This window comes from Streptomyces sp. NPDC014623, from assembly GCF_043088245.1.
In the GTDB taxonomy this organism is placed as follows: Bacteria; Actinomycetota; Actinomycetes; order Streptomycetales; family Streptomycetaceae; genus Streptomyces.
The window spans coordinates 113,400-135,285 of the sequence record NZ_JBIBZU010000021.1 but is presented as its reverse complement, the minus strand read 5'-3'; the positions used below and the strand labels follow the sequence as shown (position 1 = coordinate 135,285).

At 69.6% G+C, this 21,886-nt stretch carries 20 protein-coding genes and 1 pseudogene; 6 read left to right on the top strand and 15 right to left on the bottom strand.

Annotated elements, in window-relative coordinates:
• Positions 1 to 214 precede the first annotated feature (214 nt).
• The 5 genes from ACF1FZ_RS28670 to ACF1FZ_RS28650 all read right to left on the bottom strand — a co-directional run bounded on the left by ACF1FZ_RS28670 (position 215) and on the right by ACF1FZ_RS28650 (position 8,347).
• On the bottom strand, positions 215 to 1,228 hold the full coding sequence (locus tag ACF1FZ_RS28670; protein ID WP_391776288.1) for an ArsR/SmtB family transcription factor: 1,014 nt from the start codon (positions 1,226 to 1,228) through the stop codon (positions 215 to 217).
• A gap of 480 nt (positions 1,229 to 1,708) precedes the next feature.
• Positions 1,709 to 4,420, bottom strand: coding sequence for a pyruvate, phosphate dikinase (gene ppdK / locus ACF1FZ_RS28665; RefSeq protein ID WP_391776287.1), 2,712 nt, complete (start codon positions 4,418 to 4,420; stop codon positions 1,709 to 1,711).
• Between the two features lie 569 nt (positions 4,421 to 4,989).
• Entirely contained in the window at positions 4,990 to 6,138 is a 1,149-nt protein-coding gene (dusB, locus tag ACF1FZ_RS28660) for a tRNA dihydrouridine synthase DusB (protein WP_391776286.1), read from the bottom strand.
• Between the two features lie 147 nt (positions 6,139 to 6,285).
• Complete coding sequence (locus ACF1FZ_RS28655; protein WP_391776285.1) at positions 6,286 to 6,486, bottom strand: DUF6243 family protein; 201 nt, start codon at positions 6,484 to 6,486, stop codon at positions 6,286 to 6,288.
• A gap of 478 nt (positions 6,487 to 6,964) precedes the next feature.
• Positions 6,965 to 8,347 carry a glycine--tRNA ligase gene (locus ACF1FZ_RS28650; RefSeq protein WP_391776284.1) on the bottom strand — a complete coding sequence of 461 codons (1,383 nt, stop codon included), beginning with the start codon at positions 8,345 to 8,347 and terminating at the stop codon, positions 6,965 to 6,967.
• A 193-nt stretch (positions 8,348 to 8,540) separates the two neighbouring features.
• Between ACF1FZ_RS28650 and ACF1FZ_RS28645 the strand changes: the two genes are divergently transcribed.
• The 4 genes from ACF1FZ_RS28645 (at position 8,541) to ACF1FZ_RS28630 (ending at position 11,768) form a co-directional block, all read left to right on the top strand.
• On the top strand, positions 8,541 to 9,560 hold the full coding sequence (locus tag ACF1FZ_RS28645) for a metal ABC transporter substrate-binding protein (protein ID WP_391776283.1): 1,020 nt from the start codon (positions 8,541 to 8,543) through the stop codon (positions 9,558 to 9,560).
• Between the two features lie 32 nt (positions 9,561 to 9,592).
• Positions 9,593 to 10,369 carry a metal ABC transporter ATP-binding protein gene (locus ACF1FZ_RS28640; protein WP_391776282.1) on the top strand — a complete coding sequence of 259 codons (777 nt, stop codon included), beginning with the start codon at positions 9,593 to 9,595 and terminating at the stop codon, positions 10,367 to 10,369.
• The gene (locus ACF1FZ_RS28635) at positions 10,369 to 11,268 is read left to right on the top strand and encodes a metal ABC transporter permease (protein ID WP_391776291.1); all 900 of its coding nucleotides are present in this window, start codon (positions 10,369 to 10,371) and stop codon (positions 11,266 to 11,268) included. Before ACF1FZ_RS28640 ends, ACF1FZ_RS28635 begins: the two co-directional genes overlap by 1 nt.
• 65 nt (positions 11,269 to 11,333) lie before the next feature.
• The gene (locus ACF1FZ_RS28630; RefSeq protein ID WP_391776281.1) at positions 11,334 to 11,768 is read left to right on the top strand and encodes a Fur family transcriptional regulator; all 435 of its coding nucleotides are present in this window, start codon (positions 11,334 to 11,336) and stop codon (positions 11,766 to 11,768) included.
• A gap of 58 nt (positions 11,769 to 11,826) precedes the next feature.
• Here ACF1FZ_RS28630 and ACF1FZ_RS28625 read toward each other — a convergent pair whose 3' ends face one another.
• The 5 genes and pseudogenes from ACF1FZ_RS28625 to leuA form a co-directional block, all read right to left on the bottom strand.
• On the bottom strand, positions 11,827 to 12,639 hold the full coding sequence (locus ACF1FZ_RS28625; protein ID WP_391776280.1) for an isoprenyl transferase: 813 nt from the start codon (positions 12,637 to 12,639) through the stop codon (positions 11,827 to 11,829).
• Positions 12,640 to 12,661: 22 nt separating this feature from the next.
• Positions 12,662 to 13,408: a DNA repair protein RecO gene (recO, locus tag ACF1FZ_RS28620; protein ID WP_391776279.1), complete on the bottom strand. Its 747-nt coding sequence runs from the start codon at positions 13,406 to 13,408 to the stop codon at positions 12,662 to 12,664.
• Positions 13,405 to 13,685 (bottom strand): annotated as a pseudogene (locus ACF1FZ_RS28615) (helix-turn-helix transcriptional regulator); the annotation flags it as partial. The pseudogene ACF1FZ_RS28615 and the gene recO, both read right to left, overlap by 4 nt.
• A 26-nt stretch (positions 13,686 to 13,711) precedes the next feature.
• Positions 13,712 to 14,386 (bottom strand): TerB family tellurite resistance protein, encoded by a 675-nt coding sequence (locus tag ACF1FZ_RS28610; protein WP_391776278.1) that lies wholly within the window; start codon positions 14,384 to 14,386, stop codon positions 13,712 to 13,714.
• 228 nt (positions 14,387 to 14,614) lie between these two features.
• Entirely contained in the window at positions 14,615 to 16,408 is a 1,794-nt protein-coding gene (gene leuA, locus ACF1FZ_RS28605) for a 2-isopropylmalate synthase (protein ID WP_391776277.1), read from the bottom strand.
• Between the two features lie 292 nt (positions 16,409 to 16,700).
• On the opposite strand from leuA, the gene ACF1FZ_RS28600 reads away from it, so the two are divergent.
• Together ACF1FZ_RS28600 and ACF1FZ_RS28595 are read left to right on the top strand one after the other, a co-directional pair.
• Positions 16,701 to 17,777 carry a M4 family metallopeptidase gene (locus ACF1FZ_RS28600; protein ID WP_391776276.1) on the top strand — a complete coding sequence of 359 codons (1,077 nt, stop codon included), beginning with the start codon at positions 16,701 to 16,703 and terminating at the stop codon, positions 17,775 to 17,777.
• A gap of 53 nt (positions 17,778 to 17,830) precedes the next feature.
• Positions 17,831 to 18,097: a protealysin inhibitor emfourin gene (locus tag ACF1FZ_RS28595; protein WP_391776275.1), complete on the top strand. Its 267-nt coding sequence runs from the start codon at positions 17,831 to 17,833 to the stop codon at positions 18,095 to 18,097.
• Positions 18,098 to 18,273: 176 nt separating this feature from the next.
• Here the strand turns inward: ACF1FZ_RS28595 and era are convergent, their stop codons facing one another.
• The 5 genes from era to ybeY form a co-directional block, all read right to left on the bottom strand.
• Positions 18,274 to 19,248 (bottom strand): GTPase Era, encoded by a 975-nt coding sequence (gene era / locus ACF1FZ_RS28590; RefSeq protein WP_391776274.1) that lies wholly within the window; start codon positions 19,246 to 19,248, stop codon positions 18,274 to 18,276.
• Positions 19,249 to 19,299: 51 nt separating this feature from the next.
• Positions 19,300 to 19,653 (bottom strand): cytidine deaminase, encoded by a 354-nt coding sequence (locus ACF1FZ_RS28585; protein WP_391776273.1) that lies wholly within the window; start codon positions 19,651 to 19,653, stop codon positions 19,300 to 19,302.
• Positions 19,654 to 19,748: 95 nt separating this feature from the next.
• On the bottom strand, positions 19,749 to 20,102 hold the full coding sequence (locus ACF1FZ_RS28580) for an MmcQ/YjbR family DNA-binding protein (RefSeq protein ID WP_391776272.1): 354 nt from the start codon (positions 20,100 to 20,102) through the stop codon (positions 19,749 to 19,751).
• Positions 20,099 to 21,382: a hemolysin family protein gene (locus ACF1FZ_RS28575; protein ID WP_391776271.1), complete on the bottom strand. Its 1,284-nt coding sequence runs from the start codon at positions 21,380 to 21,382 to the stop codon at positions 20,099 to 20,101. Before ACF1FZ_RS28575 ends, ACF1FZ_RS28580 begins: the two co-directional genes overlap by 4 nt.
• Complete coding sequence (gene ybeY, locus ACF1FZ_RS28570) at positions 21,379 to 21,876, bottom strand: rRNA maturation RNase YbeY (protein ID WP_391776270.1); 498 nt, start codon at positions 21,874 to 21,876, stop codon at positions 21,379 to 21,381. Before ybeY ends, ACF1FZ_RS28575 begins: the two co-directional genes overlap by 4 nt.
• Positions 21,877 to 21,886: the final 10 nt, after the last annotated feature.

Sequence of the window (21,886 nt, the reverse complement as noted above, 5' to 3'; positions counted from 1 at the left end):
CCCCGCACCCCCACCGTCACCCTCGCCGCATGAACACGACTAACAACCCCAAAACCGACGGCACCGTCTTGACGAACGACATAGAGGCACCCCCCCCCGGCACCCGGGACGCGGCCCGGCGCAGCCACGCGGAGGCGCCCGCCCGCCGCATGGCCGTCCGGAGGGAGCGTCCGGCCACGGTGAAGGCGCTCCTGGAGGGGAGCACCGCTGACCGTCAGGGCACGGCGATCGGGGCCCCTCCTCGGATCAGCGCGGCGCCCAGCGGGGTGAGGGTGTGCAGGACCGAGCTGCCGTGGCGCAGGGTGCGGACCAGGCCGGCCTCACGCAGCACACAGGCGTGCTGGCTCGCCGAGGCCAGGGAGACCCCGGTCCTGCGGGCCAGCTCGCTCGTCGTGCAGCCGTTGTCTATGGAGCGCAGCACCGCGGAGCGGGTGTGGCCCACGAGCCGGCCGAGCCAGGGCCCGGGGTCGGCGGCTGCCGGGGCGCCGGGGTGGGTCACCGGGTAGACGAGGACCGGCGGGAGGGCCGGATCGCGGTAGACGACGGGGGTCCCCCGGCAGAAGAACGAGGGCTGCAGGAGCAGGCCCCGTCCGTCGAGGTGCAGGTCCCGGTCGACGGGGTAGTCCGCCTCCAGCACGGGGGCGCGCCAGCGGATCATCGACGGCAGGGTGGCCAGGAGTTCGTCCGCGCCACCGTCCAGCAGGGCGCGGCCCCGGACGGCCCGGTCGGCCTCGACGCTCGCCCGGATGTGCGGCCAGTACGGCTCGACCGCGGCACGGTGGTAGGCGCGCAGGGTGGAGATGAGGCGCCCCAGCGGCTCCGTACGCCCCTCGGCCAGCGCCTCCGGCAGGACGGCGGGCGCGTGTCCGCCGGACGGCCGCCGCGCCGGGGCGCCGTTCCGGGTCAGCAGCCCGAACTCCTCGCGGATGCGCTGTGCGGGTGTATCGCGCAGCGCCTCCATTCCGGCATCGAGTCCGAACGGCTCGGACCCTCCTCCGGAAGGCGTCAGGAAGTCGGGGAAATAGCCCCGGAGCGGGACGACCGCGGACAGCAGACGCGCTTCACCATTCAACCGGTTGCGGGATTCCTTCCGCCATTTCCCGAACACCGTGGAACCCCGCCGGTCCCTCAACCGGTGAAAACTGAGAATGGTCTCCCACATCGCGTCCGGCCTCGTGGCCATCCGCACGCGCGAAAGGTCCACTCCGGACACATGGATACGCAGCACCGAACCCCCACCTGTTGCACCCGCAATTCCCCCCGTCGAAGCGTATGCACAGCGTCACAGGAGGTCACCACGAGGTTTCGGCCAGAGTTGAAATGCCTCGCCCGCGCCCCCGCGAGCCGAAAAGCTGTACGACGTCGGGTACGCATCCGGCGTCACCGAAAGAACGGGTGAGGGCCGTGGGGGGCTTTGCCCGTTCGGCGGCGGTGAGCGACGGTGCGGCTCCGTACCCGGCAGGGGTAAGCGGGTGCGGTCCGGGGGTGGGGATCCCCGGGCCGCACCCAGCCCGTGCCTCCCGCATTTGCGCGCCGAATAGTGAAAAGCCGGCCCCCGTAAATGGTTTGCTGTTCAATTGACGAAGCGGCGGCACCCCCGCACAGGGTGCCGCCGCTTCCGGGTGATCCGGATCCGCCGCAGGACCGGTGAGGGTCCCTGTGGTCCCAGGCGGTATCCGGAATCGTGCCGGGCGCCGTCCGCCAGGGCTCAGCGGCTGTCGCTGCCCCGCGAACCGGCGGCGGCACGGCCCGCTTCCAGCCGGGCGACCGGAATACGGAACGGCGAGCAGGAGACGTAGTCCAGACCCGCCTCGTGGAAGAAGTGCACCGACTCGGGGTCCCCGCCGTGCTCGCCGCAGATGCCGAGCTTGAGGTCGGGGCGGGTGGCCCGGCCGGCCTCCACGGCGCTGCGCACGAGGGAGCCGACGCCGTCCTTGTCGATCGTCTCGAACGGCGACACCCCGAAGATGCCCTTCTCCAGGTACGCGGTGAAGAACGAGGCCTCCACGTCGTCACGGGAGAAGCCCCACACCGTCTGGGTGAGGTCGTTGGTTCCGAAGGAGAAGAACTCCGCGGCCTCGGCGATCTGACCGGCGGTCAGCGCGGCACGGGGCAGCTCGATCATCGTCCCGATGCTCAGCTTCAGCTCGGTGCCGGTGGCCGCCTCGACCTCCGCGATGACGTGATCGGCCTCCTCGCGGACGATCTCCAGCTCCTGGACCGTGCCGACGAGCGGAATCATGATCTCGGCACGCGGGTCGCCCTTCGCGTTCTTGCGCTGAGCGGCGGCCTCCGCGATCGCACGCACCTGCATCGCGAACAGACCGGGGATCACCAGGCCCAGACGGACCCCGCGCAGCCCCAGCATCGGGTTCTGCTCGTGGAGCTTGTGCACGGCCTGCAGCAGACGCAGATCGTTCTCGTTGGCGTCCTTGCGGGACTCGGCGAGCGCGACCCGCACGGAGAGCTCCGTGATGTCGGGCAGGAACTCGTGCAGCGGCGGGTCGAGCAGCCGGACGGTCACGGGCAGCCCGTCCATCGACTCGAACAGCTCGGTGAAATCGGCCTTCTGGAGCGGCAGCAGCGCGGCCAGCGCCGCCTCACGCTCGTCGTCGGTGTCCGCGAGGATCAGCTTCTCGACCATCTCGCGGCGCTCACCGAGGAACATGTGCTCGGTGCGGCACAGACCGATGCCCTGGGCACCGAAGCGACGGGCCCGCGCGGCGTCCTCGGCGTTGTCCGCGTTCGCCCGCACCCGCAGCCGGCGCACCCGGTCGGCGTACGCCATGATCCGGTGCACAGCGGAGACGAGCTCGTCGGCGTCGTCGGCGCCCGCGTGCATGCGGCCCTCGAAGTACTCGACGACCGGGGACGGCACGACGGGCACCTCGCCGAGGTACACCTTGCCGGTGGAGCCGTCGACGGAGACGAGGTCGCCCTCCTCCACCACGGTGTCCCCGACCGTGAGCCGACGGCGCTTGGTGTCGACCTCGATCTCCTCGGCACCGCAGACACAGGTCTTGCCCATGCCCCGGGCGACGACGGCGGCGTGCGAGGTCTTGCCGCCGCGCGAGGTCAGGATGCCCTCCGCGGCGATCATGCCGTCGAGGTCGTCGGGGTTGGTCTCGCGGCGGATGAGGATGACCTTCTCGCCCGACCGCGACCACTTGACGGCGGTGTACGAGTCGAAGACGGCCTTGCCCACGGCCGCACCGGGGGACGCGGCGATGCCACGGCCCAGGAGCACGGTGACGGCCGCGTCGTCGAAGCGCGGGAACATGAGCTGGGCGAGCTGGGCGCCGTTGACGCGCTGGAGCGCCTCGGCCTCGTCGATGAGTCCCTGGTCGACGAGCTGGGTGGCGATCCGGAAGGCGGCGCCGGCGGTGCGCTTGCCGACCCGGGTCTGGAGCATCCAGAGCTGGCCGCGCTCGATGGTGAACTCGATGTCGCAGAGATCCTTGTAGTGGGTCTCCAGCGTCTCCATGATCTTCATCAACTGGTCGTACGACGTCTTGTCGATCGTCTCCAGCTCGGCGAGGGGAACCGTGTTGCGGATGCCCGCGACGACGTCCTCGCCCTGCGCGTTCTGGAGGTAGTCGCCGTAGACGCCCTGGTGGCCGCTGGCCGGATCACGGGTGAAGGCGACGCCCGTACCGGAGTCGGGGCCGAGGTTCCCGAAGACCATCGAACAGATGTTGACGGCCGTGCCGAGGTCGCCGGGAATGCGCTCCTGGCGGCGGTAGAGCTTGGCCCGGTCGGTGTTCCACGAGTCGAAGACCGCCTTTATGGCCAGGTCCATCTGCTCGCGCGGCTCCTGCGGGAAGTCCCGCCCGGCGTCCCGGGAGACGATCTCCTTGAACTGTCCGACCAGCTTCTTCAGGTCGGCCGCGTCGAGGTCCACGTCGACCGTGACGCCCTTGGCCTCCTTCGCGGCCTCCAGCGCCTCCTCGAAGAGATCACCGTCGACCCCGAGGACGGTCTTGCCGAACATCTGGATGAGCCGGCGGTAGGAGTCCCAGGCGAAGCGCTCGTCACCGGCCTGGGCGGCGAGGCCTACGACCGAGGCGTCGGAGAGACCGATGTTGAGGACCGTGTCCATCATGCCGGGCATCGAGAACTTCGCACCGGACCGTACGGAGACCAGCAGCGGGTCGTCGGCCTGGCCGAGGTTCTTGCCCATCCGCTTCTCCAGCGCGGCGAGGTGCGCGCTGACCTCGTCGCGCAGCTCGGCCGGCTCGTCACCGCTGTCGAGGTAGACCTTGCAGGCCTCGGTGGTGATCGTGAAACCCGGAGGGACGGGCAGCCCGAGATTGGTCATCTCGGCCAGGTTGGCACCCTTGCCGCCCAGAAGGTCTTTCAGATCCTTGTTGCCCTCGGTGAAGTCGTAGACGAACTTCTGAGGATCTTTGTTTTCCGACACGGGTCTCGACTCCTCGAGGACGCGGTGGCTGCCCTGACGGCGAGGAACATACCCAGATCGAAGGTGTCTGGGTACGGCCACAGGCGCGTCATGAGGTCGCAACCACCCGTCCGCCAGCAGATCGAAAGTAACGCGCCCGCAGCCCCCGATAAGCAGATCATTCACCTCTTGAAGTCAACGTTACGGAGAGTGGAAAGATTCAGGCAATCTTCGTACGTAAAGTGACTGATGATTTGATCGATCAAAGTAAACTCACCTGGCACCCAGTGCCGCCATTTGAGAAATACAGACTCCCTCCAGGCGCTCATCTGAGCCAGAAGCCCCTCAAGGGTGGCGAGAATCACGCCCCCACTCGCGCTCAGATGTCACCATGCGGACGCCGACCGGACGACTCGAGGTCACCCTGGAGCAACCTTCCCCTCACGGAGTGTGAGAGGAGGGCGGCGGAATGAGACCGCTCCCACACGCATGCCGGCCGACGGTGAGGGAACACGGCGGGGCCCTCAAGAAAAATCCGCTCATCTGAGCGGGCTCTCCATCGGGCACTCGGTGCCCCGTCCAGGGGTGCTTCAGCCGCCGGAGGTGTCCAGTTCCGCGTCGGCGCCCACACCCGCGCAGTCGTACGGGTCCTTGAGCCATCCGTCCGGCAACGCCACCCGGTTGTTCCCGGACGTACGCCCACGGGGGCCGTCGGCGCCTTCCGGCCAGGGCTGGTCCAGATCGAGTTCCTGGAGCTGGCCGCCCAGCTCCTCCAGCGAGGAGGTGACCGCGAGCTTCCTGCGCATGTCCGAACCGACCGCGAAGCCCTTGAGGTACCAGGCCACGTGCTTGCGGAAGTCGATCACGCCACGGCTCTCGTCGCCGATCCACTCCCCCAGCAGCGTCGCGTGGCGCAGCATGACGTCCGCGACCTGGCGCAGGGCGGGCGCCTGCCTCACTCCCGTGCCTTCGAAGGCGGCGACCAGGTCGCCGAACAGCCAGGGGCGGCCCAGGCAGCCGCGGCCGACGACGACGCCGTCGCAGCCCGTCTCGCGCATCATCCGCAGGGCGTCGTCGGCGCTCCAGATGTCGCCGTTGCCGAGGACGGGGATCTCGGGGACGTGCTCCTTGAGCCGGGCGATGGCGTCCCAGTCGGCCGTCCCGCCGTAGTGCTGGGCGGTGGTCCTGCCGTGCAGGGCGACGGCCGTGACGCCCTCCTCGACGGCGATGCGGCCGGCGTCGAGGTAAGTGGTGTGGTCGTCGTCGATGCCCTTGCGCATCTTGATGGTGACCGGGAGGTCGCCGGCCTCCGTCACGGCCTGACGGAGGATCGCGCGGAGGAGGGGCCGCTTGTACGGGAGGGCGGAGCCACCGCCCTTGCGGGTGACCTTGGGGACGGGGCAGCCGAAGTTCAGGTCGATGTGGTCCGCCAGGCCCTCGTCGACGATCATGCGGACCGCCTTGCCGACGGTGACCGGGTCCACCCCGTACAGCTGGATGGAGCGCGGCGTCTCGCTCGCGTCGAAGTGGATGAGCTGCATGGTCTTCTCGTTGCGCTCGACCAGCGCCCGCGTGGTGATCATCTCGCTGACGAACAGTCCCTTGCCGCCCGAGAACTCGCGGCACAGGGTGCGGAAGGGCGCGTTGGTGATACCTGCCATGGGGGCGAGCACGACCGGCGGCTGCACGGTGTGCGGGCCGATGCGGAGCAGCGGGAGGGCGGGGGCGAGCGTGGTCATGGGCCCATTGTCCCGTACGCGGGCGGTGGCGCGGAGACCGGTGAGAGGTCCGGGCCCGGACCACCCACGACCACGGGCCCCGTACGACCACGGGCCCGGACCACCGCGGTGGTCCGGGCCCGTGGTCGTACGGGTGGTGCGAGGAGATCAGCTCTCGGCCGGCGTTTCCTGCGCCGGCGCGGCCTCGACGGCGGCGCGTTCACGCATCTTGCGCACCAGCTCCTGCTTCTTGGCGTCGGCGGCCTTGCGGTCGTCGTTACGCGCGGGGTTCGCGCCCTGCTGTTCGGCGCGGGACAGCTTCTTGCGCTGCCCGCCCACGCCGAGGAGGTTGTTGCGGCTCTTGGCCACGGGGTTCTCCCGTTCTCGAGTTGCGGAAGTGAGGATGACGTGTCGTGTATCGATCCGATGGGCGACGGGCGGTCGGCCCGTCGCGCGCTCACTCGTAGATCTGGAAGAACGAAGACATGCCGAAAAGGTACCCCGGCCTGCGGGGCGCCTCATCCGCTTTTTTTCGGCCACACCGCGAGGACGGTTCAGCCGGCCGGGCCGGCCGTGGACCGGTGAGCCCCGGTCAGGTGCCCCTCGGCCTCCGGCCGGGCAGGAACCGCACCGCCCTGCACCGGTCGCAGGCGCCGCGGGTCAGCTGACGCCGCGCCCCGGCTCCGTCCGGTGGACGACGTGTTCACGGCCGTGCCGGTCCCGTCTGCTGACCTTGCTCGTGGTCGTGGGCGGCGTCCTGGCCTCCCTGTGGACGAGTGCGCCGGTGCGCACGAAGCCCCCGGCTCCGTAACGGGACCGGGGGCTTCGTCGTGAAGTGCTGGGGCGGTCAGCAGCCCAGCAGGCGGGAGCCGAGGTAGCTCTGGATCTGGTCCAGGGAGACACGCTCCTGCTTCATCGTGTCGCGCTCGCGCACGGTCACCGCGTTGTCGTCGAGGGTGTCGAAGTCGACGGTGACGCAGAACGGCGTACCGATCTCGTCCTGGCGGCGGTAGCGGCGGCCGATGGCACCCGCGTCGTCGAACTCGATGTTCCAGTTCTGCCGCAGGTCGGCGGCGAGGCCCTTGGCCTTCGGCGACAACTGCGGGTTGCGGGACAGCGGCAGGACCGCGACCTTGACCGGCGCGAGGCGCGGGTCGAGGCGCATCACGGCGCGCTTCTCCATGACGCCCTTGGCGTTGGGTGCCTCGTCCTCGTTGTAGGCGTCGAGGAGGAAGGCCAGCAGCGAACGCCCGACGCCGGCCGCGGGCTCGATGACGTACGGCGTGTAGCGCTCGCTCTTCTCCTGGTCGTAGTAGGAGAGGTCCGCACCGGAGGCCTTGGAGTGCGCGTTGAGGTCGTAGTCGGTGCGGTTGGCGACGCCCTCGAGCTCACCCCACTCGCTGCCGCCGAAGCGGAAGCGGTACTCGATGTCAGCGGTGCGCTTGGAGTAGTGGGAGAGCTTCTCCTTCGGGTGCTCGAACCACCGCATGTTCTCCTCGCGCAGGCCCAGGCCGGTGTACCAGTTCCAGCGCTGCTCCATCCAGTACTCCTGCCACTGCTCGTCCTCGCCCGGCTTGACGAAGAACTCCATCTCCATCTGCTCGAACTCGCGCGTGCGGAAGATGAAGTTGCCCGGAGTGATCTCGTTCCGGAAGGACTTGCCCATCTGCGCGATGCCGAACGGCGGCTTCTTGCGCGACGTCTGCTGGACCTGGGCGAAGTTGGTGAAGATGCCCTGAGCGGTCTCGGGCCGCAGGTAGGCGACCGAGCCGGAGTCCTGCGTCGGGCCGAGGTGGGTGGAGAGCAGGCCCGAGAACTGCTTGGGCTCGGTGAAGGTGCCCTTGTTGCCGCAGTTGGGGCAGTTGAGGTCGGCCAGGCCGTTCACGGGCGTCTTGCCGTGCTTCTCCTCATACGCCTCCTCCAGGTGGTCGGCGCGGTAGCGCTTGTGGCAGGAGGTGCATTCGGTGAGCGGGTCGGAGAACGTGGCGACGTGGCCGGAGGCGACCCAGACCTCGGGGGCCAGGATGACCGACGAGTCGAGACCGACCACGTCCTCGCGCGAGGTGACCATGTAGCGCCACCACTGACGCTTGAGGTTCTCCTTCAGCTCGACGCCCAGGGGCCCGTAGTCCCAGGCGGCCTTCTGGCCGCCGTAGATCTCACTGCAGGGATAGACGAAGCCACGGCGCTTGCTCAGGCTGACGATGGTGTCGATCTTGTCGGCGGCCACGGTGCTCTCTTCATTACGACGGCGAAATTGGACAGGGGCGGCGCGAAGCGCCGGGCGGGCGAATGCCCCAGATTACCGGCGGGCGCACCCCCTGGATCAAATCGGTGGGCCGCACCGCGGTCACTGTGCTCGAATCCGGGCATCTCATCAGTCTTGTTGACAATCGTTTCCACTTTTGTTGAAAATGACTGTCATGAACATACGTCGCCTCATACCCACAGCCGCCGTGTCCGGAGCAGTCGCCCTCGGTCTCACCGCGCTCTCCGCCTGCTCCTCCTCCGACGCGGCGGAGGGCGGGAACGACGGCAAGCTGGACGTGGTGGCGTCCTTCTACCCGATGCAGTTCCTGGCCGAGGAGATAGGCGGTCCGCACGTCTCCGTCACCTCGCTGACGAAACCGGGCGTGGAGCCGCACGACCTGGAGCTCAGCCCCCGGCAGATCGGTGAACTGGGCGAAGCCGACTACCTCCTCTTCCTCAAGGGCATACAGCCGGCCGTCGACGACGCCGTGGCGCAGGCCGGGGTGAAGAACACGGTGGACGCGGCGGAGCTCACCACACTCGAGAACCACGGCGCGGAGGTGGACGGCCACGCGCACGAGGGAGGCGAGGAGCACGCCGACGAGCACGCCCACGAGGGCGAGGAGCACGCCGACGAGCACGCCCACGAGGGCGAGGAGCACACCCACGAGGGTGCCGACCCGCACATCTGGCTGGACCCGGTGAAGTACGCCGAGGTCGCCGAGGGCGTCGGCAAGTCCCTGGAGAAGGCCGACCCCGACCACGCCGCGGACTACCGCAAGAACACCGATACTCTGGTCACGAAGCTGAACGGCCTGGACAAGGCCTACGAGACCGGGCTGAGGGACACCGCGACGAAGACGTTCATCACCACACACTCCGCCTTCGGGTACCTCGCCGAGCGCTACGGCCTCACCCAGCAGGGCATCGCCGGCATCGACCCCGAGGCCGAGCCCAGTCCGGCCCGGATCGACGAGATCCACTCCGTCGCCGAGAAGAGCAAGGCCACCACGGTGTTCTTCGAGACGCTCGCCAGCGACAAGACCGCAAAGACCCTGGCGAAGGACCTCGACCTGAAGACCGGCGTCCTGGACCCGCTGGAGGGAATCACGGACAAGTCCGCGGGCGCTGACTACATCGAGGTCATGGAATCCAACCTCACCGCGCTGCAGAAGGCTCTCGGCGCGAAGTGACACCCGAACCCGCAGCAGCACCGGAGGCGATCGTGCCCGAGCCCAGTACGCCAGAACCCGTGATCAGCCTGCGCGGAGCCACGGCGACCCTCGGCGCACGCCCCGTGCTGCGCGGTGTCGACCTCACCGTCCACCGCGGTGAGGTCGTGGCGCTGCTCGGCGCCAACGGGTCCGGCAAGTCCACCGCCGTACGCTCCGTCATCGGCCAGGTGCCTCTCACCGGCGGGACCGTCGAGCTGTTCGGTACGCCGCTGCGGCGCTTCCGCCGGTGGGCCCGCGTGGGATACGTACCGCAGCGCACCACGGCCGCCGGCGGCGTACCCGCCACGATCCGCGAGGTCGTCGCCTCCGGGCGCCTGTCGCGTACGAAGCTCAGGCTGCCGGGCCGGGCGGACCGGGCGGCCGTGGACCGGGCCATCGAGCTCGTCGGCCTCACCGACCGCGCCAAGGACTCCGTGAACGCCCTCTCCGGCGGCCAGCACCAGCGGGTCCTGATCGCCCGTGCGCTCGCCTCCGAGCCCGAGGTTCTGATCATGGACGAGCCGATGGCAGGTGTCGACCTGGCCAGCCAGGAGATCCTCGCCACGACGCTGCGTGAACAGGTCGCCGCCGGGGCGACGGTGCTGCTCGTCCTGCACGAGCTCGGCGCCCTGGAACCGCTGATCGACCGGGCGATCGTCCTGCGCGACGGCTGTGTCATGCACGACGGACCGCCCCCCGAGGCCGTGGGCCAGCACGCCCTGCCCGGCCACGACCACGTACACCCCCACGCGGCCTCCGAGCCCGTCCGGACGGGACTGCTGAGCTGATCATGCTGGAATTCCTGAACCCCCCCTTCATGCAGCGGGCGCTGACCGCGGCCGTCCTGGTCGGGATCACCGCCCCCGCCATCGGCATCTATCTGGTCCAGCGGCGCCAGGCCCTGATGGGCGACGGCATCGGGCACGTGGCGATGACCGGCGTCGGCCTCGGTTTCCTGCTCTCCACCAACCCCGTCTGGATGGCGACGCTCGTCGCCGTGGCCGGTTCGGTCGTCATGGAACTCATCCGCTGGTACGGGCGCACCCGGGGCGACATCGCCCTGGCCATGCTGTTCTACGGCGGTATGGCGGGCGGGGTGATGCTGATCAACCTCTCGGACACCGGATCCAACGCCAACCTGACCTCCTTCCTCTTCGGCTCCCTGTCGACGGTCTCCGAGGAGGACATCACCGCGATCGTCGTGCTGGCCGCCTTCGTGGTGCTGGTCACCGTGGGGCTGCGGCGGCAGTTGTTCGCGGTCAGCCAGGACGAGGAGTTCGCCCGGGTCACCGGGCTGCCGGTCCGGGTGCTCAACCTGCTGGTCGCCGTGACGGCGGCGGTCACCGTCACGGTGGCGATGCGGGTCGTCGGCCTGCTGCTGGTCAGCGCGCTGATGGTGGTGCCGGTCGCCGCCGCGCAGCAGATCTCGAAGTCCTTCAAGGTGACGTTCGTCCTGGCCGTCGTCATCGGTACGGCCGTCACCCTGGCCGGCACCGTGACCTCGTACTACCAGGACGTGCCGCCCGGCGCGACGATCGTGCTGCTGGCCATCGCCGCCTTCGTCCTGCTGACGGCGCTCGCCACGCCGTTGGCCCGCAGGCGCGCCCGGGCCCACGGGAGCGAAACGGACCGGTGCACCCTTGAGGTACCGGCGGCCCGCACGGCATCGGACGACGTACGGGTGTGACCGTGCCGCCGGGCCGGGCTGGCACAATGGCCCGACACACGTACGGGCGACACGAGGAGGCAGCGGTGGCGACGGCGCCGATCAGTGGCACGAACGCGGCTCCGGTGCGCGGCCGGTCAACCCGGCAGCGGGCGGCGGTCGCGGCGGCGCTCGACGAGGTCGACGAGTTCCGCAGCGCTCAGGACCTGCACGATGTGCTCAAGCACCGCGGTGACTCGGTCGGGCTGACCACGGTCTACCGCACGCTCCAGTCGCTCGCCGACGCCGGCGAGGTCGACGTCCTGCGCACGACCGACGGCGAGGCCGTCTACCGGCGCTGCTCGACCGGTGACCACCATCACCACCTGGTCTGCCGTGTCTGTGGCAAGGCCGTCGAGGTCGAGGGGCCCGCCGTGGAGCAGTGGGCCGAGACCGTCGCCGCACAGCACGGCTATGTGAACGTGGCCCACACGGTGGAGATCTTCGGCACCTGCGCGGACTGCGCCGGCGCGAAGGACTGACCCCGCCGGACACACGACCGCCCCGGAGGGGCCCCGGACGGGGCCCCTCCGCTCGGTGTCAGCCCTTGGTGATCTCCTCGGCGCCGCCGAAGCGCCGGTCACGCCGGGCGAATTCCAGGCAGGCGTTCCACAGGTCGCGGCGGTCGAAATCCGGCCACAGGACGTCCTGGAAGACCATCTCGGCGTACGCGCTCTGCCAGATCAGGTAGTTGGACGTCCGCTGCTCCCCGCTGGGGCGCACGAAGAGGTCCACGTCCGGCATGTCCGGGTAGTAGATGTACTTCGCGAACGTCTTCTCGTTGACCTTCGAGGGGTCGAGCTTCCCGGCGGCGACGTCCTGGGCGATGCGCTGCGCCGCGTCGGCGATCTCGGCCCTGCCGCCGTAGTTGACGCAGAAGTACAGCGTCATCCTGTCGTTGTCCTCGGTCTGCTCCTGGGCGACCTGGAGCTCCTGGACGACGGACTTCCACAGCTTCGGCATGCGGCCGACCCAGCGGATACGGATGCCGAGCTCGTCCATCTCGTCACGGCGGCGGCGGATGACGTCCCTGTTGAAGTTCATGAGGAACTTCACCTCGTCCGGGGAGCGCTTCCAGTTCTCCGTGGAGAACGCGTACAGCGAGAGGTTCTTGACGCCCATCTCGATGCATCCCTTGAGGACGTCCATGACGACGCCCTCACCGACCTTGTGGCCCTCGGTGCGCGGAAGTCCCCGCTCCTTGGCCCAACGGCCGTTACCGTCCATCACGACGGCGACGTGCTTGGGCACCAGCTCGCCGGGGATCTTCGGCGGGGTGGCGCCGGAGGGGTGCGGCTCGGGGGTCTTGTACTCACGCCGGTTACGGCCGCCGAGCATCCCGCGTACTGCCATGGGCTTCTCTCGTCTCCCTGTGTCACTTCTCTACGTACCGCAGCGAGCGCAGGCCGCGCTCCAGGTGCCAGTGCAGATAGGCGGACACGAGCCCGCTCCCCTCCCTGACATGACGCGCCTCGCACGCGTCCGCCGTCTCCCAGTCACCGGTGAGCAACGCGCTCAGCAGGTCGACGGCCTCCGCCGAGGGTACGACGCTGCCGGGTACCCGGCAGTCGCCGCATATGACGCCGCCCGCCGCGACGGAGAAGAACCGGTTCGGCCCGGGCATTCCGCACTTGGCGCAGTCGTCGAAACTGGGGGCGTAGCCGTTGACGGCCAGGGAGCGCAGCAGGAAGGCGTCCAGGATGAGATTCGGCGCGTGTTCGGCGCGCGCGAGGGTGCGGAGCCCCCCGACGAGCAGCAGGTACTGCTGGACCGCGGGCTCACCCTCGTGGTCGGTGAACCGCTCGGCGGTCTCCAGCATCGCTGTGCCCGCTGTGTAGCGGGCGTAGTCGGAGACGATCCCGCCACCGTACGGGGCGATCGTCTCGCTCTGGGTGCACAGGGGGAGTCCGCGGCCGATCAGCTCGCTGCCACGGGCGAAGAACTGCACGTCCACATGGGAGAAGGGCTCCAGCCGCGCCCCGAACTTCGACTTGGTGCGGCGCACCCCGCGCGCCACGGCGCGCACCCGCCCGTGGCCGCGGGTCAGGATCGTGATGATCCGGTCGGCCTCGCCCAGCTTCTGCGTGCGCAGCACGACGCCGTCGTCCCGGAACAAGCTCATGCGCCCATTGTCGCCCACCGGGGCGGGCACCTGTCGGCGGTCCTCGGCCCTGGAGTCCGGCGGGCACCACCGGTCCCGGCCCCGTAGGGGATGATCACCAGTTGCGCGCGGTCCCGGGTGTCCCGCCTGCCCGTGATCCTGCTCACACGGGTCTTCGCGGTGAGCGGGCCGAACCGGGCGTCTCGGCGATCTCCGTGTTGTCCAGGCCCCGCGCGACAGGGGTGAGCACCTGACGCTCGCGGCCCGGGAGGCGCTCAGGGCGCCCCGCGGCCCGGGCTCGGGCGCTCCCGGCCCGCCGCCGCTCTACGAAGGCGTACGCGCCGCCTCGAGCAGCTTCGCCGTGTCGGCGGGGCAGAGCTGGAGCGCACTGCCCACGGTGGTCAGCACCTCGCGCTCCGCCTGGGTGTACGGGCCGTCTGCGAGCGCGATCCTGGCGCCCCGCAGCAGGAGCGCTTCACGCCCGGGCACGGCCAGGTGCGGCGCGAGCGGCTTCAGGACCTCGTGGAGTTCGATGGCGAGGGCGGCGCCACAGGCCTCGGCCGCGAGGTCGGTCCCGTCGCCGGGCCCGGTATCGGCGGCGAGTACCTCGACGATGGTGAAGAGCTGTTCCTGGGAGCAGTCGTCGAGCCCCGCGTCGCGGACGGTGGCCGCGGCGGTCTCCAGGACCGTACGGGAGGCGGTGCCGCCCGCGGCGAGCACGGCCAGCGTGACCGTGTGCACGGCCTCCCGCAGCATCGCCGAGAAGCGGGTGGTGGTGGGGTGGTCGAGGGCCTCGGGCGCGAAGTGCGTGCCGCAGGCGGCACACGCGACGACCGGACCCGCGCTGCCGCGGGCCAGCAGCGGCACTCCGAGGACGGTGAGACGGTGGCGGCCCGTGAGGCGTCGGTAGTTGCGGTCGCCCCCGCAGCACGGGCAGAAGAACTCGCCGTCGCCGACGGCGTCCCAGACGGTACGGATGCCGTAGATGCGCATTCCCATGGCGCGTTGTCCTTTGGCTGGCCGCACGTCGCACACCTCCGTAACACCACGGCGACATTGCCGCTTCGGACGTGATGTTAGCCACATCCATGATGTGACGTCAGCCTCCTGGACGTCCGATCCCGGGATATGGCCGAACCCCGCCCACCCTCGGCGGGTGAACGGGGCCGTCGGGCCACGGGATTCGGCGGCGTATCGGATGTTCGTCCGGAATGCCGGGCTACGGCATCAGCGGGCCGCGCGGTTGACCGCGGAGACGACCGCCTTCAGCGAGGCGCGCGTGGTGTTGGCGTCGATGCCGATGCCCCACAGCACCTTGCCGTCGATCGCGCACTCGATGTAGGAGGCGGCCTGGGCGCTCGCACCCTCGCTCATGGTGTGCTCGGTGTAGTCCAGCAGGCGGGCGTCGATACCGATGGCCTGCAGCGCTTCGAAGAACGCCGAGATCGGGCCGTTGCCCGTGCCGGTCAGCACCGTGTCCGCGCCGTCGACGGTGGCCTCGACGGTGATGGTGTCCTGACCGTCGCTGCCGGTGGTCGTCTGGCCGGAGCGGATCTGTACGCGTCCCCAGGCGTTCTCGGGACTCGGCAGGTACTCGTCCCGGAAGGTCGACCAGATCTGGGCCGGCGTGACCTCGCCGCCCTCGGCGTCGGTCTTGGCCTGAATGATCCGGGAGAACTCGATCTGCATCCGGCGCGGCAGGTCCAGCTTGTGGTCGTTCTTCAGGACGTAGGCGATTCCGCCCTTGCCGGACTGCGAGTTGACCCGGATGACCGCCTCGTAGGAGCGGCCGACGTCCTTCGGGTCGATCGGCAGGTACGGCACCGCCCACTCGATGTCGTCGACGGTCTTCCCCTGGGAGGCGGCGTCGGCCTCCATGGCGTCGAAGCCCTTCTTGATGGCGTCCTGGTGGGAGCCGGAGAAGGCGGTGTAGACCAGGTCGCCCGCGTAGGGGTGGCGCGGGTGGACCTCCATCTGGTTGCAGTACTCGCTGGTGCGGCGGATCTCGTCGATCTGCGAGAAGTCGATCTGCGGGTCGACGCCCTGCGAGAAGAGGTTCATGCCCAGGGTGACCAGGTCGACGTTGCCGGTGCGCTCGCCCTGCCCGAACAGGCAGCCCTCGATACGGTCGGCACCCGCCATGATCGCCAGCTCGGCGGCGGCGACGGCGGTGCCCCGGTCGTTGTGCGGGTGGACCGACAGGCAGACGTACTCGCGGCGGGAGAGGTTGCGCGACATCCACTCGAAGCGGTCCGCGTGGGTGGACGGCGTCGAACGCTCCACGGTGGCGGGCAGGTTGAGGATGATCTCGCGGCCTTCCTCCGGCTGCCAGACGTCGCAGACGGCCTCACAGACCTCCAGGGCGAAATCCAGCTCGGTGTCGGTGAAGATCTCCGGGCTGTACTGGTAGCCGAAGATCGTCTCGTCGCCCAGGATCTTGTCCGCGTACTCCATGACCAGGCGGGTGCCGTCCACCGCGATCTGCTTGACCTCTTCCTTCGAGCCGCGGAAGACCACACGGCGGAAGGTGGGTGCGGTGGCGTTGTACAGATGGACGGTGGCGCGCCGCGCACCGACCAGTGACTCGACGGTTCGCTCGATCAGTTCCTCACGGGCCTGCGTCAGGACGGAGATCGTCACGTCCTCGGGGATCGCGCCCTCTTCGATGATGGAGCGCACGAAGGCGAAGTCCGTCTCGCCGGAGGACGGGAAGCCGACCTCGATCTCCTTGTAGCCCATGCGTACGAGCAGGTCGAACATCTCGCGCTTACGGGCCGGCGACATGGGGTCGATCAGGGCCTGGTTGCCGTCGCGCAGATCGGTGGACAGCCAGCGGGGCGCCCGGGTGATGCGATTGTCCGGCCAGGTGCGGTCGGAGATGTCCACGGCCTCGTAGCCGCGGTACTTGTGCACGGGCATCCCGGAAGGCTTCTGCAGCTGCTTCGCGTTGGTCACCGGGGTGGCACCACCGACGGGAGCGGTGACGGCATCGGTGTGCGCGGGGGGATTCACTGCGGTCATGGCGTAGGGCTCCTCTGAGGTCCAGCAGGGGCGGCCGACTGTGTCGCTGCAACAGCGAACTCCGCGGGGAGGGAGCCGGCCTACGACTACAGGCCCTCGCCGCGGCAGCTAAGAAGGAGCAGCCCGAAACGCATGATGCGGCAACACTAACCGAGAGGCGTCTGGTGCGTCGGTCCGTATCAGTATGCGGGATCGAGCCGCCGTGAAGACGGAACGGTGATACATCACTCCATTTCGTCAATCGCGATCGCAAGCAGTGACATAACCGCTACCGAGTGCCACAGTCGTTTGTATGCAGCCTCGACCGAACAACGGGCTCCAGCCCGTCTTCTGCACGATCGTGCCGCCCCACGTCCTCGACAAGCTGTCCCAGGCCGACGACCCGCTCCTGGCCGAACCCGCCCGGCGCACCCTGGACGCCGACTCTGCCCGGCGCCACCACCGGCGGGTGACCGCGCTGGCCTGGACCCCCCAGACCGCCCGCACCTCCGACCCGGTCCCGGCCAAACCCCACCGCACGCTGTACGACTGCCGTCACGGCACGGACCTGCCGGGCGTCAAGGTGCGTGACGAGGGCGACGAGGCCACCCAGGACGCCAGCGTCAACCGCGCGTACGCGGGGCTCGGCGCCACCTTCGACCTGCTGGTCACCGAGTACGGCCGCAGCTCGATCGACGGCAAGGGGCTGCCGCTCATCGGCTCCGTGCACTACGGCGAGAAATACAACAACGCGTTCTTCGACGGCGAGCAGATGGTGTTCGGGGACGGTGACGGGGAGATCTTCCTCGACTTCACCGTCGCCGTCGACGTGATCGCCCACGAACTGGCACACGGACTCACCCAGTACACGGCCAACCTCGCGTACCAGGGCCAGTCGGGTGCGCTCAACGAGTCCGTCTCGGACGTCTTCGGCTCCCTGGTCAAGCAGTACTCACTGGGCCAGAGCGCCGACCAGGGTGACTGGCTGATCGGCGCGGGGCTGCTGGCCCCCCGGGTCAGCGGCGTCGCACTGCGCTCGATGAAGGCTCCCGGCACGGCGTACGACGACGATGTGCTCGGCAAGGACCCGCAGCCGGGGTCGATGGACGACTACGTCGAGACGGACCAGGACAACGGCGGGGTCCACATCAACTCCGGCATCCCCAACCGTGCCTTCCACCTGATGGCCACGGCACTCGGTGGCAACGCCTGGGAGCGGGCCGGCCGGATCTGGTTCGACGTGCTGACCGGCGGCGAGCTGACCCAGGAGGCGTCCTTCAAGGACTTCGCCAGGCTGACCGTCGTCGCGGCGCAGCACAGGTTCGGGGAGGGCGACGAGGTCGAGGCGGTGCTGAAGGCGTGGTCCGAGGTGGGAGTACCGACCCGCTGACCGGGTAAGTAGACGCGGGGCGTCCGGACCGGGTCAGGCAGGAGCCAGTACGCATGCGCATTCAGGTGAGCCGGACCGGCGGGTTCGCCGGCATCGCACGCCACGGCGAGGTCGAGACCTCGGGACGGCCCGACGGCGCCGAGTGGGAGGCACTGGCCGAGGCGGCGCTCGCCGACGGCCGGGGAGGTCCGCCCACAGGAGTGCCGGACGGTTTCCGCTACCGGATCACGGTGGGCGGACGGACGGTCGAATGTGCGGATCCACGGCTGACCGAGGCGCAGCGGACGCTTGTCTCCCGAGTCCTGAAGGAGGGCGCGTAGGCTTCCGGGCCCTCTCCGCCGGGCGGCCGGGCCCGGGACACGCGCCTCGGGCCCGAGGCTGTGCAGCTGCTCCGTGACCCACCACCCCACGCCCGCACTCACACCCCTCGGCCCCAGGAGGCCTCAGCGGCTTCGCACGGCTGCTCCGGCCTCCGGCCGTCGGCCCGGGGCCACGCTCAGAACCCCAGCTTGCGCAGCTGCTTCGGGTCGCGCTGCCAGTCCTTGGCGACCTTCACGTGCAGGTCCAGGTAGACCGGTGTACCCAGCAGTGCCTCGATGTGCTTGCGCGACTTCGTGCCCACGTCCTTGAGCCGCTTTCCCTTCGGGCCGATGATGATGCCCTTCTGGCTGGGCCGCTCGATGTAGACGTTCGCGTGGATGTCCAGCAGCGGCTTGTCCGCCGGCCGGTCCTCGCGCGGCAGCATCTCTTCGACGACGACCGCGATGGAGTGCGGCAGCTCGTCCCGCACACCTTCCAGGGCAGCCTCCCGGATGAGCTCCGCGACCATGACCATCTCGGGCTCGTCGGTGAGGTCCCCCTCCGGGTAGAGCGGGGGGCTCTCGGGCAGGAGCGGGGCGATCAGGTCGGCGAGCAGATCGACCTGCTGGTCCTTCACGGCCGAGACCGGGATGATCTGCGCCCACTCGAAGCCGAGCTCCTCGCCGAGCCGGGACACGGCCAGCAGCTGCTCGGCGAGCGCCTTGGAGTCGACCAGGTCGGTCTTGGTGATGATCGCGATCTTCGGGGTCTTCTTGATCCCGGCGAGTTCCTTGATGATGAACTTGTCACCGGGGCCGAGCTTCTGGTCGGCGGGCAGGCAGAAGCCGATGACGTCGACCTCGGCCCAGGTGGTCCGTACGACGTCGTTCAGCCGCTCCCCGAGCAGCGTGCGCGGCTTGTGCAGGCCGGGCGTGTCCACCAGGATCAGCTGGGCGTCGTCGCGGTGCACGATGCCCCGCACCGTGTGCCGGGTGGTCTGGGGGCGGTTGGACGTGATCGCCACCTTCTGACCGACCAGAGCGTTCGTGAGGGTGGACTTGCCCGCGTTGGGGCGGCCCACGAAGCAGGCGAAGCCGGCCCGGTGGGGGGCGGTGTTCTCAGCCTGCTGCGCAGCAGCTTCTGTGTTCGGTCGGGCGCTCATGGCGCCCATTCTCCCCGATCCGGGCGGCGCCGTTGCACAGCAGGGCGCCGCCGTCCCTGATCAGCCCGCGGCCAGCGTGGACCGGAGCGTCCCGTCGGGCCCCGCGAGCAGTACGGGCGTGCCGGGTCCGCCCAGGTCACGCACGGCGGCCAGGTCGGCGTCCGATGCGGTCTCCGCCTCGGAGACGACGGCTGCCGCCTCCAGGGACGTGGCCCCGCTGGCCACCGCCATCGCGACGGCGGTCTGCAGCGCGCTGAGCTTCAGCGACTCCAGGGCCACGGTGCCGGCGGCGTACGTGCGTCCCGTCTCGTCCCGTACCGCCGCGCCCTCGGGCACTGCGTTGCGGGCCCGGACGCTGCGGGCCAGGGTGACGATCTTGCGGTCCTCGGCGCCGAGGCCGGTGCTGTCGGTCATGTGCCGAGCATACGAAGGTGGCGCGGGCCCGCCGGACGACGGGGTCCCCTCACCCCGGGGCGGGCGCCTGCGGGCGGCGCTCGCCCCGCGCGGCCCTACGGCCTGTCCAGGCGCAGCCGTTCCGCCTTGGGGAGCTTGGCCACCACCAGGTCGTAGCTGTCCTCCACGAGCTCCCGGACCGTCCTGTCCGGGAGCCCGGAGACCGTCACGGTGTTCCAGTGCCGCTTGTTCAGGTGCCAGCCGGGGACGATCGCGGCGTGTTCCTTGCGGAGCCGCAGCGCCTCGTCCGGATCGCACTTGAGGCTGACCGTCAGAGGCCGCGCGTCGAGCGCGCTGAGGGCGAACATCTTCCCCAGGACCTTGAAGACCGAGGCCTCGGGCCCGAAAGGGAACTCCTCCGTGGTCGCGTCGAACTCCAGGCAGAACGTGCGCAGTTCCTGGGGAGTCATGCCGGATCCGTTCCCTCCGGTTCTACCAGCACCGTGACGATCTTGTTCCTGCGGCCTGCCGGGGACTCCGCGGTGAGACGGAGCTTGCGCCCGTCGGGGAGGTCGACGAGCGAGGAGGCTCCGGAGATCGGGACCCGCCCGAGCGCCTTCGCCAGCAGACCGCCGACCGTTTCCACGTCCTCGTCGTCGTAGGCGTCGAGGCCGAACAGCTCCCCGAGATCACCGATGTCGAGCCGGGCCGTCACCCGGAAGCAGCCGTTCTCCAGCTCTTGGACCGGCGGGAGTTCGCGGTCGTACTCGTCGGTGATCTCGCCGACGATCTCCTCGAGGATGTCCTCGATGGTGACGATGCCGGCCGTGCCGCCGTACTCGTCGATGACGACGGCGACGTGGTTGCGGTCCTGCTGCATCTCGCGCAGCAGGTCACCGGCGTTCTTCGTGTCGGGGACGAACGCGGCGGGGCGCATCGCCGTGGAGACCAGGTCGGCCTCCGCGTCACGGTTGATGTGTGTCTTGCGGACGAGGTCCTTGAGGTAGACGATCCCGACGATGTCGTCCTCGTTCTCCCCGGTGACCGGGATCCGGGAGAAGCCGGAGCGCAGTGCGAGGGTCAGTGCCTGACGGACCGTCTTGTACCGCTCGATGCAGACCAGGTCGGTACGGGGCACCATGACCTCGCGCATGAGGGTGTCGCCGAGCTCGAAGACCGAGTGCACCATACGGCGCTCCTCGTCCTCGATGAGCGATTCCTGCTCGGCGAGGTCGACCATGGCACGCAGTTCGGCCTCGCTCGCGAAGGGCCCCTTGCGGAAGCCCTTGCCCGGGGTCAGCGCGTTGCCCAGGAGGATCAGCATCTGCGGGACCGGTCCCATGATCCTGGCCAGCGGCAGCAGGACGTACGCGGCGGCCGTGGCGGTGTTCAGCGGGTGCTGACGGCCGATGGTGCGCGGCGAGACCCCGATGGCCACGTAGCTGACCAGGACCATGACCCCCATGGCGAGGGCCAGGGCCTGCCAGGTCTCCTGGAACTCCTTGAGGCAGGCGTACGTGACGAGCACGCCGGCCGACATCTCGCACGCCACCCGGACGAGCAGCGCCACGTTGAGATAACGGGTGGGGTCGGCGGCGACCTGTTCCAGCTTGGCGCTGCCGCGGCGCCCCGCCCGCACGGCCTCGGCCGCGCGGAAGCTCGACGTACGCGCGATCCCGGCTTCGGCGCAGGCCGCGAGCCAGCCGACGACGATCAGCAGGACGGCGCCGGAGACGAGGGGGGCGCTCACGAGACGGTGGGGGCGGGGGACGGACCGGTCAGTCCGCGCTCACCGCGCCAGCCGTCGACGATGGCCGCCTGAAGGCCGAACATCTCGGCCTTCTCGTCCGGCTCCTCGTGGTCGTAACCGAGGAGGTGCAGCACCCCGTGGACGGTGAGGAGCTGGAGTTCCTCGTCCATGGAGTGCTGGGTCTCCGCGTCCTCGCCCTGCTTCCTGGCGACCTCCGGGCAGAGCACGATGTCGCCGAGGAGCCCCTGCGGGGGCTCCTCGTCGTCCTTGGCCGGGGGACGGAGTTCGTCCATCGGGAAGGACATGACGTCCGTAGGGCCCGGAAGGTCCATCCACTGGATGTGGAGCTGCTCCATGGCGGCGGTGTCCACCACGATCACCGAGAGCTCGGACAACGGGTGGATCCGCATCCGGGCGAGCGCGTAGCGGGCGATGTCGAGGATCGCCTGCTCGTCGACCTCGGTTCCGGACTCGTTGTTGACGTCGATCGACATGGTGTGCTGC

Excerpts from the sequence above, each read along its gene's own strand:
- dusB (WP_391776286.1), bottom strand. The coding sequence starts at position 6,138 with ATGACCACGCTCGCCCCCGCCCTCCCGCTGCTCCGCATCGGCCCGCAC.
- ACF1FZ_RS28645 (WP_391776283.1), top strand. The coding sequence starts at position 8,541 with ATGAACATACGTCGCCTCATACCCACAGCCGCCGTGTCCGGAGCAGTC.
- ACF1FZ_RS28625 (WP_391776280.1), bottom strand. The coding sequence starts at position 12,639 with ATGGCAGTACGCGGGATGCTCGGCGGCCGTAACCGGCGTGAGTACAAG.
- recO (WP_391776279.1), bottom strand. The coding sequence starts at position 13,408 with ATGAGCTTGTTCCGGGACGACGGCGTCGTGCTGCGCACGCAGAAGCTG.
- ACF1FZ_RS28610 (WP_391776278.1), bottom strand. The coding sequence starts at position 14,386 with ATGGGAATGCGCATCTACGGCATCCGTACCGTCTGGGACGCCGTCGGC.
- leuA (WP_391776277.1), bottom strand. The coding sequence starts at position 16,408 with ATGACCGCAGTGAATCCCCCCGCGCACACCGATGCCGTCACCGCTCCC.
- ACF1FZ_RS28600 (WP_391776276.1), top strand. The coding sequence starts at position 16,701 with ATGCAGCCTCGACCGAACAACGGGCTCCAGCCCGTCTTCTGCACGATC.
- ACF1FZ_RS28595 (WP_391776275.1), top strand. The coding sequence starts at position 17,831 with ATGCGCATTCAGGTGAGCCGGACCGGCGGGTTCGCCGGCATCGCACGC.
- era (WP_391776274.1), bottom strand. The coding sequence starts at position 19,248 with ATGGGCGCCATGAGCGCCCGACCGAACACAGAAGCTGCTGCGCAGCAG.
- ACF1FZ_RS28585 (WP_391776273.1), bottom strand. The coding sequence starts at position 19,653 with ATGACCGACAGCACCGGCCTCGGCGCCGAGGACCGCAAGATCGTCACC.
- ACF1FZ_RS28580 (WP_391776272.1), bottom strand. The coding sequence starts at position 20,102 with ATGACTCCCCAGGAACTGCGCACGTTCTGCCTGGAGTTCGACGCGACC.
- ybeY (WP_391776270.1), bottom strand. The coding sequence starts at position 21,876 with ATGTCGATCGACGTCAACAACGAGTCCGGAACCGAGGTCGACGAGCAG.